Genomic DNA, 17,210 nt, shown 5'->3' on the forward strand with positions numbered 1-17,210 from the left:
TGTTATCTTGTAATCTCCATAGTTTCTTGCTCTTTGGAGTTCATATCAGAACGCGAACCATCACCTCTTCGCAATGTTGCTCTCCATGGCTTATCTAAATCAATCTCCGTTTTTAAAGGAGTACTAATTTCAGTTAGATTCTCAAATGCTTTAGCTACGAAGTAGCTGTATGGCTCACGTTGATTCTTCTTCGCTGTTCGAGGCATTTCTTTTGCAGCTTGTATTTCACGTTCTGCTACCAAACCAGCTGCTGCAGATTTTAAACTTGAAATCTTTAAGGACTTTTGTGTCCCATCTAGTGGGTCTTCATACAGTAGATTTTGTCTACTACTAGGGTCATTCTCAATAATACCTTTCTCTTTAAGATCGTTAACTACCTTCCTTACTCCAGTTTCGTGCAGTCTGGTAGCAACTTTGTTGTAGTATTTAGATAGTTCACCTGTATTACCCACAGGGCTATTCCATATGCCGAAAAGAGCTTGCCTAAGCGTATCCTCAGGTATTTGACGTTTTTCAATAGCGTCCTTTAGACAAATTCGACTAAAGTATATAGGGTCATTAGCGCCCTTAATTGGGCTTGAAGGCGTGGTAAGATATTCATGTACCTTTGCGTGTAGCTTTTTATCAAGAGCAGAAAATTTCGTCACGTAGCCTTGCTCATTGCGTGTAGATTCGATCATCATCCCCACTCTAGCTTCAGTCGCCAACCAATTGCCTATTTCACTAGCTTTAGATGCATATTCTTGTTTAGCTAAGTTGTCTTCAGGTTTTTTTATTGATACCAATACTTCAAGTGCTTTTTGAGTTAGCTCTTTGGTATCTGATTCTGGAGATGTCTTTGATGCGTATAGGAAGGCTGCTTTCTTTTGTATAGCTGACTGTCCTTTGTCGCCTACAAGTTCATTAGCAAGTTTCACATAAGCTTTTACATCAGGATTATCATCGAAGTCGAAGTCATTAATATTGACCTTTGTTGTCTCCGAGAATGTTTTGGTTACAACCTGGATAGGCTCCTCTGATTGGTTAGTCACTTCTACTTTATGTGGTGTCTCAATTCTACTTTTAACGTCATGGACGTCTATGGCATTTTTGGCTGCACTCTCAGCTATGTTTGTAAGTAGTCCAGTAAGATGGGCCACACTCTCCTTATCTGAGGATTTGAGTGACTGAAGTACTTTTAAAAGTTCCTTTTCTATCTCACTTTGGTGTTGTCCATTTCTGGATTCATCCTTTATCTCGTTTGCAGGAGCTGTATTTTCTATGTCAGGGCTTGTTGTGTCTTTTGACGGTATCGCATCTGAGGATGTCTGTTCACTATTAGGGTTATAGGAAGAGGAAGTACCATCAAGGTCTGGTGCAACATCTAGGTTCGCATTAAAGTTTTGGTTCTCAGAAAGCGCAATTTCCTCAAACATTTCGACTTGCGCCTGGATTGAGTTTGCGGCTCGTTGTTCATTCCAAGCTTTCTGCTTAGATTTATCGAATATAGACGTTAATTGTTCTGTTGTTGGCACATTAACATCTGGAGCTTCTACGTCTACTAAAGGTAAATCGATTTCACTTCTAACATTCAAAGTAGAGGCTTCTACAGTGGTTGTTGATTTCCAATATTTCGAACTATCGGCCCAGGCACCTACCGTCGTAAAGCTTGAAATTCCAACAAAAGTATCTTTTGGTGTGAACTGGTCACTAAAGTTAATACTTGTAGCATTTAGTTCATCTAACACTAGCTGACTTAATGATTTTGCCCCAGTATTAGTTTTTATTACTTGTTCATCGCTGTTTGGTGGTCTTGTTGTAGAGTTGACAAGCACATCTGTCGTTCTATCAATCTTCTCCATAGATTGCTCAGCCAAGGAACGCTCGCCTACCCCTGTAGTTTTCTGATGCTTAAGATCCAGTCCATCGGACTTGGGGTCAACTTGACCCAATTCAATACTTACGTCATTGATTGTCGTATCTATACTGTGTCTTTCTGCTTGACTTACAGATGATGGCTGTTCGTTAGATACGGATTGGACTTCCACTTCTTGGTCAGCTAACTCAAACAAATCTATTGTGCCCTGGTTTTCAACATGTTCTGAGCCAGCAACACTAATGGTTTGCTCTTCCTCATCTATGCCGAAATCATCAAGACCCCATTCAACGTCTTCCATACCTGAAAAATCAGGCATATCGCTCTCTAATGGGTCGATTGTTGAGGGTTTAAACGATGGGGCGTCAAGTTCAGATAATTCATCCAACCAGTCATCTGCATTATCGAGTAATTCTGGGCTATCCGTTTCTGCCTCAACCTCAATGCTCTCTTCCAGGTTATGATTGCCGTGAGTGAGTTCATCGGACCAAGCGTCAGGGTTAGTCAGTTCTTGCTCGTGGTTTACAGGCTCGTTGTCTGTTTCTAGGTCAATAGCATCAACTATATTTTCTTTGAGCTGTTCTAACTGGGCTCCCTCTATTTCAGGTTCCAGTTCATTCATGTCAAGGTTAGCTAATGTGTCAATATCAAAGTTGAAATCATCGACAATGGGTTCTATTTCATGTGTGGTTTCAATAAGATCATGGTCCAAGCCTGTATATTGTTCTCTGAAATCAATATCGAAGCCACCATCGGCAGCAAGCTCTGCGAAGTTGGTACTATCTAAGGTTAATTCATTATCGTTATCTAAACCTTCTGTATGGGCGTTTTCGATGTTGTATAGCTCAATTAAGCTAAGAGTCTTTGTCGGCTCTCCAGTTGATGCATTAACCCAGCTACCCTCTTGGTTCAACATTATCGGGGTATCATTTGATATTGGGAGTTCGTACGTCCCCCAATCTGTTGAATCAATTTGTACTAAGCAGGTTTCTAGTTCTCGAGAAAGTTGACCAGGTTCCTCTTGCAGTGGTGCTTTTGGCTGCAATAGCGGTAAATCCACAGGGTCGATTGTTGTTGATATAGGCGTTTCACCATGCTTTGAAATATAGTAAACGGTTGTAGGTATGGTGAATTTAGTGCCATTCAATGCGTCAATTTTATTCTCTGCAAGAGCCAATGAATCGAACTCATAGTTACCGTTTACAGCTCCATTAGGTGCAAATGATTTAACTGTGTAAGGTTTTGACTGCCGCTCAGCGGGTTCGATATAGAAGTTTTGATCTGCACTAGAAAAAGCAGATGTATCGATATCAATAATGTTTGGTTGAGAGCTGATTCTGTCAAGCTCATAAGCAACTTCATTACTGTCAATTTCTAATTCAGTTACTGGTTCAAGTTCGTTTGTCGTCGTACAATTTATTTTGATTGTCTGATTTGAGTTTTCGAGCTTTGCTTGTATCGACCTTGGGTCCACTAATGTAGACATTACTTCCGATACGCTGAGGCCGAATTCTTCCTCAAATGTCCTTGAAGTAGTTCTGTCTGGCTTACCATCTGCATCAATATCTCGTAATACAAAGTTTTGATCAGTAAGCCACTGATAATTATTGTTACTAAAATATATTGATTCGACTACAGCGTTGATGTCTTGTGCAAGGTCTGCTCTGCTGTTGTATCTCGGTTGTTTCAGCCCTTTGCTACCTCCGATAACAAGCTCACCATCTTCAGAAACTCTTATTGGTCTAGCAAATGTTCCCGTTTCATTCTCAACAAGCAAAACGACATCATGGGCCAATTGAATATCCCTAATATCGTTGTATGTATCTGCGGAAGTAAAAGGTACTTTTGATTCCTCGTCAAAGCATCTGTATGTTGAACCAACATATTCGAGAGCTTTGGTGTAAGCACTATCAAGGTTTTTTTCAGCTTGAGAAAACTTCTCATAAGCTATCTGAACTGCGTGTCCCTTTTCAATTTCTAGGTTTATTAAAATTTCTTTAGCGGTGTCTGCTTTCTCAATAGTTTGCCAATCTCCGTCGATGTGACGTTGTAGCGAATATGACACTATTCGTTCTATATTATGTTCATTAGGAGCTACGTTAGCTTCTTGAACAGGTAGCTCAGAGACTCGGTGATCTATTCGCTCTTGTTCTACGGATACTGCTTTTGGAGTTTCGAATTGCATTCCAACGGGAAAGCTAGTGGTTAGTAGGGTCCCATCGATGCCATATGCATCAAAGATATCAGTGAATTTATCTCTTTCTGCATCCAGAAATTTCCTGGGAGCGACATACTCTTTTGATGGTGTAGTATTGTTGCTTATTACCAGCTCTAACTGGTCTCCCATAACTTCTATAGCTTTATCATATTCAAAAATATCGAATAAATTATTGTAGTCTGTAGCCTTAATTGCAGTGGCTTCTGGAAGTACATCTAACTTTTCCCAATCAACGCTAAAGCTTTTTACCCCAAATTCGTCGTAAGCTTGAAGAGCGACCTTCGCGCCTGTATTCAAATTAAGAGCTCTAATCGAGTGTTCACTCGTAGGGGCTTTTAAAAAACAGTCATTATCTGAGGCGTTTAATAGGGGGTTGTTAGGGTAGTCCTGGCTGTACCGCTTTATTGCGTGAGAGATATTATTAGCAAACATCGCACAAACAACAGCAACATCTAAACCACGTTCCTTAGCGGCGATAAACAAAGACCCTCCATTAGCAAAGCCTTCACTCGTTATGATCGTTGTCTTAGGTGTAATATTGCCGAGTTGAACAAAATTGTTTTTCATGTCGTCATTCATGACTTCAAACATTTTGTTAGTGGGATTTTCTTTGTTCCAGGGAGAGCCATTATGGGCTAAGAACTGTAACCCTCTAGTCTCCTCCACATTAGGGCCCATTTGAATGCTAACCGCTGGTTGGTCGTATAAAGATGTTAGTCTCATCAGACCATGGAGTTCTGGATAGTTTAGTAAGGCCTCCAAATGTTTTTTTTGGATATAAGTGCCTTTTACGGAATCTTTAGTGAGTTCTGGTTTTTCGAAATTGGCATCAATTAAGGTTTTAACCTCGATCTCACGTTTAGCGTTAGCTTCAGCTATCTCTTGCATCTTCTGTTGATGCTTAAGCTCTGCTTCTTTTGCGGAGGCAGCTATTTTATCCGCTAGTTCTTTTTGACGAGTTTCGTGAGCAAGACGAGCTTGCTCAGCTGTTAGGTTTGCCTCGTTACCCAAAGGGGCACAAGGTAGACGTTCGCACCAGCCTTTGAAGTCAGGTTTAAAACTGATAAATGTAGAGTCTCGACCTATAAGCGAAATACCGACGGCAAGTGAGACCGTTGGCGTTATGTCACTCGGATTTTTGTCGTTGTAAAAAACCCTAATCCCAGCTGCAACCGACCATTCTGACTTTTTACCGCCTTTGTGGTGGAATTCCTTAGCGATACCTCCGACTTTTGCACCATTTTCACCAATAGTTGGAGAGTCAGCGTATGAGTTTAGGTCAATGTCAAAATCAACGCGCTTACCACTAGAGCTTGTGTACTTTTGACTATCTGCGTAACTTTGTATCTCACTTAAGTGCTCTTGAAACATATTTTTACCAAGAAGCTGCAGTGATTTAGTGTCTGCTTGATACGTTTCGCTCAACATTAGCTCATAAAGTTCAGCTTTGTGTTGATACATTTGAGCAGGATTAGCTAGTTCATTTTCATGAACCCCGTTATTTAGAGACTTTATGTTTTCTCTAACTAGCTTCTCTAATCTAAAAAGTGAAGAATGATCTATGTACCCAAGTTTAACTGCTTGGCTAGAGAACTCACTTAAAAGTGAATCTTGAGCTTTGTGAGTTTTATCTAAGATTGATGCTGAGTTGTGTTCTGGACTAAACCTACGTTGCCATGCTTCATATGCTTTGTTTTTAGCGGCCACATACTCAGGATTTTTATATACATCGTCTCCGGTAGCCCTGAGCTCACTTGCAATTTTTCCGAGCTTTTTACGCTCTTCAAAGAATTCAGAAATACCATTTTTTGAATAGACTTCAAATCCAGATGTTAGATGGATGGCCAATGCAGCGGCTTTAGCCCAATGAACTTCTGCAAATTCCCTCGAATAAGTTTCATTGAGACTTTTTGACTTTCCATTCACGTAATCGGAAAGCTTTAAACTAGCACCCATTGAGTTCTTGGAGCGTCCGAATGGATGTCCATAATCTCTCAAAATAGTTTTGTTACGGTCTTTTTTAGTGGCATAGACCGTGCCTCGGAGACTTGCTTCTAGTCTTTCTACAATGTTACTAGGTGTATTGTGATTCATAGTTCCCCCTACTCGCTAGTTTCATGTTCAATTTGGATAGGTCTAACGAGTTGCCCAAGTGCATGAGGTTCGCTTTGTCTATAAATAGATTGTTTATACGTGAATTTTTTTAGTGCGCCTGACTCTGTGGCCGAATAAACCCATCCGAACACCATAAAGCCATTTTGTGCTGCAATCAGTGCAGTATTGGCAATGAATTCGCTAGAGATTTCTCCAATTATTAGGAACTGCATACCTGAAGAAGCGTACTGTGAGAGTAAACTATTGATATCACCTGAGAGGTTTGTGTGAACAAGATCTGTTAAGTAGATAGGAAATGAATCTTCATACGCTAGAAATGTATCTCCATTTTCTTCATTCAAATGCTCTCGTACGCTATTGATCATTCCACCAAGTGGATCTTGTTTAATACTCCCGAAGCTTAACTGAACAATTCCCTCTTGAATTTCAGGAGTGCTTGTCTGATTTGTCTCTATCTCAAACTCAGATGTGTACATCATGTCCAAAATTAGGGTATAGCCGCCAGGGATAGGGATTGAGTTTATTTTAATGCCGCATTCAAAGCTTTCATCAGTATGTTCTGATGTAAGCATTTCTATAACCGTGAAACCTGAATACGGGGTTTCATTTAAAGCTTTGGTAGGTATGCCGGATTCTTGCAAAAATAGCTTTAACCCCTGATACATACCTAGAGAAGTCCAATCAAAAGATTCAGTAACCATTTGATTTAGACAGACGACTCTATTGATAGAGCTATCTATAATATTGAAGTGGATCTTGTGTATCAGGTGCTTTTCCGCAAAAGAAAGAAATTCAATACACCCTTCGGCCTGATGTGGTAATTGGTCTTCATATAGCTTTTCATTAACTTTCGAGAATACACTGGAGTCTATCCTAGAAAGGTTACGAACAATCTCACTTTCAGGTGCTATGGCTATATAGTAGTTATTTGCCATGACTTGTTCTTGTATGGCGATCCCTGTACCGGGAGCCGATGATTCGGTGGCTGTTGTAGGTAATAAGCCAGCGCAATCAAGCCAAAAAACGATTTCGTTAGAGTGGTTTTTGCTACTAATATCGAGCTGTAGTTGATAGTAATCATTTTCGCTAGGCAAAAATATTATGGGTTTATTGTTTAGGTTCAGAACAATTGATTTACCATCAGTGCAATAGTCATAGAGGTCCTTATACTTGTAGGCTTCTTTGTTTATTTCTAGTTGATACAAGCCATTGAAGTAAGGTACTCCTGATTTCAAGATAGATAACTTTTCTTTACTCATATTTAGGTGAGGAAACTGAATGCATAGTTCTTCAAGCGTCATATTGTTAAGCAAACCTAAGTCAACGCTATCTTCAATGTATTGATCTAGTAAACCAATGTGCTTTGCGATTCCGAAGTGCGAAAGCTTGCTGGTCTCTTGATGGAATCCTAGAAGAAATTTAAAGTTTGTTGGTACGTTTTCACTTTCCATTAACTCAATAAAATTGCTCATCGTTAACCTCTTCCTAACCCAAGCATGTTGATGGTTGTGTTAATTGTATTTGTAATGTTTTCAACAGTTTTGTGCATGTTTTCCGCAGCTTTCTGGACAATCTTGCTAGTCTGCATACCTACTTCCTGAACGTTTTCTCCAGAAAGTAATTTAGTTGCAGTTTCAAGTGATTTTTTACATTGGGATAGCTTGTCTTGGCCTACGGCTTTGCCTAGTTGGTCAATCGCATTAGGACCAAGGTTGTCCAATCCCTTTTGAACTTTTGAAACACTTTTATTTAGGTCACTAGCTATCTTCTCGAAGTTTTTCTCAGCTTTTTTAAGTGTTGAAGCTGGTGCTCCTTCTGCAATCAGTCCTTTTAGGTCCAGGTAGGACTGTTGAAGATCTCTTGACCTATCAATGACACTGTTGATTTGTTTCAACCCTGGCTGTTCTCCTTTTAATTTGTTGTAGGAGTTTGTTAAGAAAGAAGGCCCACCTTGAGCTTTGGAGCCGTTATGGTTGAGGTTAAATAGGCCATAAGAGTTCCTATTTGTATTTATGTTTTGGTTGTACTGGTCGACCTTCTTGTTTTCTTTATTTTGTACACTATCCTGCTCCCTTCCGTTTTCCTTACTTGGTGGGGTAGTTTTTTTTCTATTATTTGGTTTCTCTTCATCCTGTTTAGGAACGTTTTCATTCTCAACATTACGTTCAATAGTTGCTGGTTGGTCTGGGGATGCAGTTTTTTGTTCTGGGGGTTCTTCTTTTGTTTTTATATGCTTTTCCTCAGCAGGTTCAGTATGCTTCAATACATGCTCTTCAGTTGAAGGTGATCCTTTTCCTACGGAGTGCTCAATAGCTGAATTTTTTAAGCTCGCAGCTACATTTGTAATACCACCAGCATCGATACCAGTACTTTCAATGTTAACGGTAGGTGAAAATGAATACCGTTTTATTGGTGTGTCAGGTGTTATTTCTGATATTGGAGTGAAGTTGATAGTTTCTGGTAAATTGGGAGCTACAGAAGAGGTGCTTAAGCTCTGTCCTTGGCTTGCGAATTCAAAGTCAGGTGTTTCAAGCCTAATAGACTCTAGCGGGATGCTGTTAATAAGGTCTGTTATTGAGTGTTTGTTATAGTCCATTTTCTGCTAACTCCGCTAAAATTTGAGTCTTAAGAGCAAGGTTGGCTTCTCTTGTAAGTAGTGATTCGTAGTAGGCCAAAAGGTATCTTGCTAATCGTGCTGATTGAATTGCATCCATCCGAGCAACACTTTCGCTGGTCGGCCTAGGAGACAGCCCATTAACTGTCTCTACAGGCATTCCTAAGGATTTCATATCGCTAAGCTCTTCCGTTCTGCCTTGCCATATATCTGACTGAATAGAGTTCATATCGCTCAATTGGGAGCGTTTTATATAACTCGATTTCATAGTGGCAATCGCTAAGTCACTTCGAAGGTATCTATTCAGTTTTCTAGTTAATCTGAGTTCATCGTCAGAACCTTTCATGTCTTTTGGGTGAGGGATCGTAGATTGATTTTGAGTTGTTAATAGACCAACTAACTGATCCATAGCTAAACGGTCTTCGTGCGATAACTCACTCAATACTGCTTGCCCAAAGGTGTCATTTAGAAGGATTGTGTATTCTTCGTGAAGGTTAGGTGCGCCAATAGGAGCTCTATGAGATATGCTGGACTTAAGGTTATCAAAGGTTTCTTCGGCTAGTTTTCCAGGAAGTACCTTCTCCCCCTCAATTACTAGTGAACTAGTTAGGCCATCATCATCAAAGAATAGACAGCCTTGTTCATCAAAATTAGCTACATACGCCCTCTCAACAAATTCACAAAGGCCTGGTGTAACTTCCATCTTTGATTGCATTAGCAAATTGTGCGTTTCAGAGTGACTACCTGATACAGTAGCTGTATGGAAAGCTTTGAGGTTGTCGTCGTTTTGGAATGATTTAATCGCGTTATTGATCTCGTTTGCCATTTCTTGAGACTTAGTCAGCGCTCTTTCAGCTGCTGTCATACCATCAGTGGCTGTTTGACTAGCTTTTTGACCTGTTTTGGCTGGATCTACAATCGTCCAAGCTAAGAATGCATGGCTTGTGTACGGAATGAATGCAACTATAGCCACCCCAATTGTAAAGAATTTCTTCATCTTTCCACCCCAATAGAAATGTCTAATGCTGGGTTAACCACTATTTCGTTATCTGGAATTAGATTGTGCTTGTAGGTTGTCTGGTTGATTATCTGGTTTTCAACACGATTACTTAGCATTGATTGCGTGTTAGGTACGGCCAAACCTGACGAAGGTTCGAAGAGATAGTCTGTTCTATCTAATAACAACGGAATCTGATGGGCATTCGGTGAATTGCTGCTACGATGGTGTTCAACAGATCGCTTAATAACACTATGTAGTTCATTCAGCTGTGCAACCCTTAGCCATGTCTTAAAGTTTTCACTAGGTTCGCTTTTATCAAGACGAATACCGTGCATCTCTATTATGGATAGAAGGGACTGTTGCTTTGGCTTGCTCCAATCAATTTCATGGGGGAGTTCGAGCGATGTTATATCCCCATCTTCATCAATAGAAACAATAGGCAGCTGGCAGTCAAACGTAGATGTTCCGTTAAGAGCATTAGCAGCCATGTAAGACGAAAGCATCAACTCATTCGTGTTCCAGTTAACTGCAAATTGAAGGTGTTGCTTTTCATTGATAGTTAGACCTAATGACCTACTAATTGAATCAAAAACATGGTCTTGTAGGCTATCTTCTAACCTCATGTTTGCCTCGTTGCGCGGGGGGTAATAGTTGTATAATATAAGACATTCATCAATTAAAAACAATGGTGTCAAATGGGTGACTATGAGGGAAATGCAGCCTGGATTGCTGCAGTTAGTGGGCGAGCAGACATAGAGCTATACTCTATCTTCAGCCTAGAAATTAAAGAAGTGTCGGAAGGTAGAATAGGACTTTCAAGGAGTATGTCTTCTATGATTGCTTATTCTATTGATTCAAAACACAACCACTATTTAGGTTGGCCACTAGGTGAAGTTTGGGATGCTGTAAAGAAAATTGAGTTTACCGGGTTCAAAGTAGAACCAACACCACTCTCTTTATCAAGTAGTCACGAATTGCAATTGCATTATGAAGTCGAAACGGAGGTGATTGTTTCTGAACGATCTCGCAGAGGGGTTCATAACATGACAAAGAGTGAGAATCGTCAACTTCATATGTGCCTACCTGTTACAGCAAGCGTTGGTAACAAGTTAGAATCTGCCTCTCTAATTACTCTAGTGCCATATGACGGTAATCATGAGTCTGACGATGCGGATGCAATAGTAGTAACTCCCATAGATTAGACTTTTATTATATTGAATAAAAATTTGGCCCAAGATGGGCCAAATAAAGTTTCAGGGTTTGGGATGATCTCTAAAGTTATTATCTAGTTACTAACTTTCCTTTCGTTTTAGTAGATCGAAAATTGTTCTATCACTTCTCATAACTCCGCGAATATAACCCCTTTCACTTGCTGGAGTGTCTTCGTCTCCCCAAACTAGGTAGGGAGTTCCACCTGCGAACATTAAATCGCCCAAAATCTTGAATTCCCTCATTTTAGTTTCACAACTCTTCGAAATGTTACTTGGAAAGTTTCTTAAGCTCTTAGTAGAAAAGAGTTCATTGTATGCGGCTTTATTATCATCAGAGCAGTATCCATTAAGCACTAACTCACCAAAGCTATTAAGGGGCTCTTGGTGAGTACGATATATATACTGATCGACTGTAAAGTTATTCTCGAATGGGTAATCAATAATCCGTTTTCTAGGATAAGGCATGTAACGTACCTTTACACCCTCAGCATTTAAAGAAGGAATTAGAGTATGTAGCTGTTTACATACTGGACAACTAAAATCGGTAGCAACTGTCAAAGTTCCCTTATAAGGGACATCTGCATCATTTTCATAAACAATAAAGCTATCATCATCTATTGCTGGAAGAAGCATCGGAGCGTATGTAGGTCCTAACTTTTGACGCATATGAGGCTCGATGTTCTTTAATTCATCCATGATTGTGTTAGATGTTTTTTCGGAGCTTACGCTTGGAATAGATGACTGAGTTACGGGTTGTTGTTTGCTAGAATCAGAACTTTCTTGATGCTCAAGCTGTTCTTGTTTCGCTTCCATGGCCAACTTTCTTTTGATTAACGCCTGAACTCCTGGAGATTTACGTAAAATCTCGTTTATCTTTTCTTCATGAGAGCTGTTTAAGTTGGTGTTATGTTCAGAAGGTTCAGCTGGAATTGGTTGAGGCTTGGGCTTGGTGTCGCTCAATTTGACTGAAGCTTTATGACTGCTATCTGTGAAAGCAACTATTGCCTTCTCTTTGGTGATTATTGACTGTATCTCATCCTTATGTGCGCCGAATATACGACCAAGGATGTTATCGCCATTGGACAGATCAATCATTTTCCCCTTAATTGCAAAGTTAACATCGCTATCAACAATGAATGTCCCTTTGTTTGTGAAGGCGGCATAAAGGTTAGTGTCTTCCATGATTTTAATTATTTTGTATGTGGTTACACTCATTTTTTCTTCAACGAGTTGTTCAATTGGCAAAGTACTCGAGCCACTTACATAAACCTCACTTGTTGGATTACTCTTTATAGGTGCTTTATCAGTTTTATACTCAGCAAAAGCGTAGAAACTGGCTAAGGCCATTAATGATAGTGCTAAACCTTTCTTTTTATGGAATTTGATCATGATTACCTACTCATCGTTAAATTATCAAACAAGGTGTTGGCCATGTTGTTAGTGATAGTTAGTTCCGTCCCATCTACTTTATGGTTTACTCGTTGGGTGATTGGATTTTGACGCATCTCTATATGTTCTAAGAGAGAAGGGAAAAGACGCTTAGTGATAGAAAACTGAAACTTTAGAGCTTCTTTGTTCAGTTGTGAGTTAATGTAAAAAGCTGAGCTAAGGGAACTACAAAGAGTTGGGCTGGTAGAAGGCTTATATAGGCCAAGTTCATTTAAGCTTTGTAAGATCTGGATATCTGGGGAGCTGCGTTTTAAACCAGGCTGAACTAGTTCTTCAGTTGACAAAATAGGTCCACCAGCATCAGCTAGATACGTCTTTTTATCGCTCAAGCCCAAAGCACTTTTTGTAAATTCAGTTACCATTTCTACTTCTGAATGTTTGCTGTACACGGAACGATGATCAACGACATAAATAGCTGAGTGGGCTTGGTTTCTTTCTGTTAATGCCGCAAATCTTTCCATGTCTATAGCTACACAAAGCTCGCTTAGGGTATCTTCTACGGAGTTCTCTGCACTTGGATACCAATAATTCTCGGTCACACGCCCGTATGAAAGCTTTCCAGATTGATATAAGTCTTGAAGATTATTTGCGATATCACAGACAGGCGTATCGTAGTGTATTGCTACGTTCTGGTAGATGTTTAAGGTTGATGGCGGTTTCGTTGGAACTTCAACTAATTCAGACTCGGCTGACTTTAGGGAAGTGTTGTAAGTTAGGGCTTTAACGGAACTTTCATCATCTAAGAATGTAGCTACATTAAGAGTAGGTGTATCCATTAAATGGCTTGCAACCATTAACTTATGAATACTCGTTGGTCCAATACCCTGATTAATACCATAATTGGCTACTTTAAGATTTAATAGTCGTTCTGTATGTGCTTGTGCTACAACGTCTAGGTTTATTGGCCTAACCTTACTCAGTGCTGTTTTTATGCCTAAAGGTGATAACTCACTCAGATCGGCTTTCACAAGTGAACGACCATATTGATTTGCTATGGTTTGCAATTGGTAGGCGATGTACTCTCCTTGTTCGTCAGCATCTGTCATAGCGATAACATTGTCTGAGCGTTGAATTTGAGTAGACAGATACTGGTATACGTCAGAGTTCCTTGGGGACCACTTTAGAGAAGGGTCTCCGACCTTAAAATCGAAAACTCTCCCCATAGTAAATCCGCAAGTAAACTCTTCTTGAATACCTAGTGCACCTAGAGCCAAGTTAACTTGCTTCGATTTAAGGCTGCTTTCAACAAGTATTAAATTCACATTACCACCCTTTTTTCACATCCCATTTTGGTTTGGTAGATTGGTTGGTATCTCTTGATGAACTAGGAAGGTTTTGTTCAGATTGAGGGTAAACGGCTTGTCTGCTTGTACCGTTTCTACAAGGTATTAAGTTACCTTCAGAGTCAAAGAAACTGTCTAACTCTGAGCATATTGGCAAAGTTGGGTCTTTCTCAGGGTCATAAGGTTCTGGGTCTGGTTCAGTTACCTCTCCTTCATCATCCTTACAGTATGTAATTCCATTTTGTGTATAACATTCTCTGTCTCCATGATCAGGGTCTTCTATGTCTATAATGTCACCGCCACCATTCCCATCAGACGCACATTCGTACGAAACCAGTTTTCCCTTGTCGTCATAGACAGGGCAAAATTTACTTTGCATCTCAATTTGATCATCGAAGATGCCTTCCATCAAATTATCTAGGTCGAGGTCTACACTATCTGGAATCGCATCAAGTACAGGGCCAAGTGCGTCGTCAATGCCTTGCTGCCCAATATCCTGAATGGTATCGCATAGAGCTCCTTGTAAACCATCGAGGCTAAACGAAGGTAGACCTGGCAAACTAAAAGAGAAATCACACCCTTGAGTCGGGTCTATATAAGCAAATGGGTTTCCCATCTTAGGATTGCTTGTATCTACGTCACATATACCAGCTGAAGGTGCTGGCAATGAGACTTTTTGTCGACATACCCTTGCTGCTTCACTCTTAAAGGGAGTGACAGTTGCAATGACTGAAGCTAGAAGTGCAAAACGAATAATTTTATTATTATCCATCCTTAGTATTCTCCTGAATTAATCTTTTGTGAGTTGCCAGTGCCAATCGAGTTGCATCCTCACTCATATATTGCTTGTCGAATTCGATTAGAAAGTTGAAGAGGTTTAATCTTGTGTGAAGAATTTTGGCAAACTTATACCGGTTTCGGTTTTCTATACTTTGACTCGCTAGAGTTTGGTTCGCGTGGATAGAGACAATGTAATTCCATTTGTGATCGTTTTGACTAAAAGCCCCCAGCCAACCAAAAGCAGCTAAAGACGTTTTTAGCGGTAAGCACCCCAAAATTACGAGTAACCGATCGGCTTGCTCTTGCACATCCTGATTCAATGGGAAATTTGCTAATTGAGGTAGGTTTTCAGCAATGCGATTAAGTTCTCTTAATGATGGAGACTGATCCTCAACAACCCAGCTTTCTCTGGCCTCAAAGGATGAAATGCTGCTCATTACTTTTGGCTCAACCTCTTGCCAGTATTCATCTATCCATTTTTTATCGAACGTTAGTCTAATCATAGGTGACTTTTGGGTTTTGCTGATGTTGTTTTTTATTGTAATATGACATTAGTTTCGAGTCTATTAGAGGTTGAAATGAAATTCAATAACTCAATTATCGGCCCATTGGTCGACCCACAAATGCATATCTTAAGAAACCACCCTGCCTCGAATCGCGAGGTTGGACTAAACGATGCAAAGTTCGAACATATGTGTCTGCAAATTGGTGTTTCAGAATACGCATTGAATACGGATAGGGCGTTGAAGACTGGTCATTCTATTGAACATACACAAGTGCCTGAACTCGACTTCTCCGAACTATTCAACGAAGCAACTCCATCCAAACCATCAAATGATGGAAACTCACCGTCTCAACCAACTCAAGACCTATCATTTGATATTGGTGGGTTTGATTTATAGAGAGCACGCTAATGTTTAAGAAAACGTTATTAAGTTTATCCCTGGCGGTCTTATTGCCAGGGACAGCAAACGCCGTAATCTGTACAGACCCAACAGGCTTAGGTCAGATAATCAGCCAAAGTGCTCAAGATGCGATGTTATGGGCTGAAGAAAAGGGTTTAAAGATTTCTGAAATGACAATGACAGAACTAATGGAGGAATGGAAAGCATCTCAAGATACGATGCGCGAACTCGCATCAACACAGGCCATTTCTAACAGTGTTTCGGAAACTTCTAACCTTGAGCTTCAAGCAAAGATGGAACCCTCACCATTGATGTGTGATGGCATAGCAGCGGTGTCTGCACTTTATGAAGCTACAGATGACTTTTATTGCGAAGCCCAGACAAATAGCCTTGATTTTGCTGTGCAGCTTTCAGATGAAATTGATTGTGAAGGAGATAGATGTGAAACAGGGCTGCAATCATTAGCAGATGAGTCTGTATCACTTTTAGAGGGCGTTACGCATGGAGATACTGTTGAACTCGATTTATTAAATATAAAAGGTGTTTTACCCGGCATGGGTGAAGGTGGCTACTCCAAATCAACTGATGAGAAAGAGCGCACTGACACCATGCTTAAAGTACTTTTTAGCTCCGGTGAAATAAATAAAATGCCCCGCGGTGAGAATAACCAAGTTATCAATGAAAACTCGGGTGCAGATGCAAAGATGGCTTACAACCGATGGCTTAAACGTCATCTAAGAACTACAGCTGGATTTAATACAGCTCTTAGAGTTAACGGGCTCACCAACCCTCGTGATGAAAATGGGCGCCCTATTCAATCTATTCTTGAGCAAATAAAGGCTGATATTGATTTCTATAACTCTCCTGAGCAAATAAAGCTCTACGGAAATGGTGGTGACAAGTCTTGTTATTCACGCAAAGCCGCAATGGTAAATACCCAGCGTGAAATGGATGATTGGTTAAACACACCAGCTGGTCAAGCTTGCAAGGCTAATTTTACCACTGTGGAACAAGTCCAAAGAATGAACGCTCAAATTGATGCAAGGGTCCTTGCTCTGCTGGGTCATATACTGGATTCCCAGTTATCAAGCGAATTCAATTTAGGCTTACAAACTCAACTGCTAAATGAAATAGCTGGAAATGCAAGGAAATACTAATTATGGCTGTAGAGGTCACTGACGTTCTAGAGCGGTTTCTGACGCATGAATTTGTCATTTTAGTTGATGGAATAATCCTAGTAGCTCAGGGGCTGGGTTTATATCTATTTGTCCAGGGTGTCTATTTATGGCTTGCCCTCATGAGGACAAGAACGTCGTCCCCCATGGTTAGCCAAATGTATGGAAGTCCTCCCTCACCTAAATTGATAATGGCAGTTTTTATAGCTTCAGCATTTATGTGGAAATTTGGAGAAGGAATAGCTGCTTGGGGGAGTCTATTTTGGCATGGTTCAGGATTAGATTTTAGCACTCCCTATTCTGCGGCAATGTTTGATGACATAAGTCAGCGAGCTACTAACCTAGTCAATGTTTCTACCGTAGGAACGGGGATGCAAACTCGTTCTATTGCTATACGAGCTTGTTTTGCGGTCATGTCTATTTACGGAGTTATATCTTACTTCAGAGGTGTGATGGGAATAACTCTCTTAGCCAATCCACAGATGTCAGGACAAATTAAGTTTAGTCATATTGTTGTTCATATGGGGTTCGGAATTTTCCTTGTGTACATCGATTTCTTCTATCAATCACTGAGCAACACTATCACAGCTGCAACCATGAACTGA

13 protein-coding genes are annotated in these 17,210 nt (G+C 40.2%); 4 read left to right on the plus strand and 9 right to left on the minus strand.

Going from position 1 to position 17,210, the window contains the following annotated elements:
* Window positions 1-2 precede the first annotated feature (2 nt).
* The 5 genes from R7Q41_RS20155 to R7Q41_RS20175 are packed head-to-tail and all read right to left on the minus strand — an operon-like array spanning window position 3 to window position 10,425.
* Window positions 3-6,167, minus strand: coding sequence for a hypothetical protein (locus tag R7Q41_RS20155; protein WP_077202327.1), 6,165 nt, complete (start codon window positions 6,165-6,167; stop codon window positions 3-5).
* A gap of 8 nt (window positions 6,168-6,175) precedes the next feature.
* Entirely contained in the window at window positions 6,176-7,660 is a 1,485-nt protein-coding gene (locus R7Q41_RS20160; RefSeq protein ID WP_025634158.1) for a hypothetical protein, read from the minus strand.
* Window positions 7,661-7,662: 2 nt separating this feature from the next.
* Window positions 7,663-8,784 carry a hypothetical protein gene (locus tag R7Q41_RS20165; protein ID WP_025634156.1) on the minus strand — a complete coding sequence of 374 codons (1,122 nt, stop codon included), beginning with the start codon at window positions 8,782-8,784 and terminating at the stop codon, window positions 7,663-7,665.
* Window positions 8,774-9,799, minus strand: coding sequence for a hypothetical protein (locus R7Q41_RS20170; RefSeq protein WP_025634155.1), 1,026 nt, complete (start codon window positions 9,797-9,799; stop codon window positions 8,774-8,776). The genes R7Q41_RS20165 and R7Q41_RS20170 overlap by 11 nt, the downstream gene beginning before the upstream one ends.
* The gene (locus R7Q41_RS20175; RefSeq protein WP_025634154.1) at window positions 9,796-10,425 is read right to left on the minus strand and encodes a hypothetical protein; all 630 of its coding nucleotides are present in this window, start codon (window positions 10,423-10,425) and stop codon (window positions 9,796-9,798) included. Before R7Q41_RS20175 ends, R7Q41_RS20170 begins: the two co-directional genes overlap by 4 nt.
* 72 nt (window positions 10,426-10,497) lie before the next feature.
* Here R7Q41_RS20175 and R7Q41_RS20180 point away from each other — a divergent pair, with 72 nt between their 5' ends.
* Window positions 10,498-11,004 (plus strand): hypothetical protein, encoded by a 507-nt coding sequence (locus R7Q41_RS20180; protein ID WP_025634152.1) that lies wholly within the window; start codon window positions 10,498-10,500, stop codon window positions 11,002-11,004.
* Between the two features lie 90 nt (window positions 11,005-11,094).
* On the opposite strand, the gene R7Q41_RS20185 is transcribed toward R7Q41_RS20180, so the two are convergent.
* From R7Q41_RS20185 to R7Q41_RS20200, 4 genes are read right to left on the minus strand one after another with little or no spacing between them, the layout of a single operon-like run.
* On the minus strand, window positions 11,095-12,402 hold the full coding sequence (locus R7Q41_RS20185; RefSeq protein WP_025634150.1) for a hypothetical protein: 1,308 nt from the start codon (window positions 12,400-12,402) through the stop codon (window positions 11,095-11,097).
* Between the two features lie 2 nt (window positions 12,403-12,404).
* Window positions 12,405-13,724, minus strand: a complete 1,320-nt coding sequence (locus R7Q41_RS20190) for a toprim domain-containing protein (RefSeq protein WP_025634149.1) — start codon at window positions 13,722-13,724, stop codon at window positions 12,405-12,407.
* Window position 13,725: 1 nt separating this feature from the next.
* A complete protein-coding gene (locus R7Q41_RS20195) occupies window positions 13,726-14,517 on the minus strand; it encodes a hypothetical protein (RefSeq protein WP_025634147.1) in 792 nt (263 codons plus the stop codon).
* Window positions 14,510-15,028, minus strand: a complete 519-nt coding sequence (locus R7Q41_RS20200; protein ID WP_025634146.1) for a hypothetical protein — start codon at window positions 15,026-15,028, stop codon at window positions 14,510-14,512. Before R7Q41_RS20200 ends, R7Q41_RS20195 begins: the two co-directional genes overlap by 8 nt.
* A 75-nt stretch (window positions 15,029-15,103) precedes the next feature.
* Between R7Q41_RS20200 and R7Q41_RS20205 the strand changes: the two genes are divergently transcribed.
* Genes R7Q41_RS20205 through R7Q41_RS20215 form a run of 3 tightly spaced genes read left to right on the plus strand, consistent with a single transcriptional unit; the run spans window position 15,104 to window position 17,210 of the window.
* The gene (locus tag R7Q41_RS20205) at window positions 15,104-15,427 is read left to right on the plus strand and encodes a hypothetical protein (RefSeq protein WP_025634145.1); all 324 of its coding nucleotides are present in this window, start codon (window positions 15,104-15,106) and stop codon (window positions 15,425-15,427) included.
* Between the two features lie 11 nt (window positions 15,428-15,438).
* A complete protein-coding gene (locus R7Q41_RS20210; protein ID WP_025634143.1) occupies window positions 15,439-16,587 on the plus strand; it encodes a hypothetical protein in 1,149 nt (382 codons plus the stop codon).
* A 2-nt stretch (window positions 16,588-16,589) separates the two neighbouring features.
* Complete coding sequence (locus R7Q41_RS20215; protein WP_025634142.1) at window positions 16,590-17,210, plus strand: hypothetical protein; 621 nt, start codon at window positions 16,590-16,592, stop codon at window positions 17,208-17,210.

Source organism: Vibrio sp. 2096 (genome assembly GCF_033339595.1).
GTDB classification, from domain to species: Bacteria; Pseudomonadota; Gammaproteobacteria; order Enterobacterales; family Vibrionaceae; genus Vibrio; species Vibrio alginolyticus.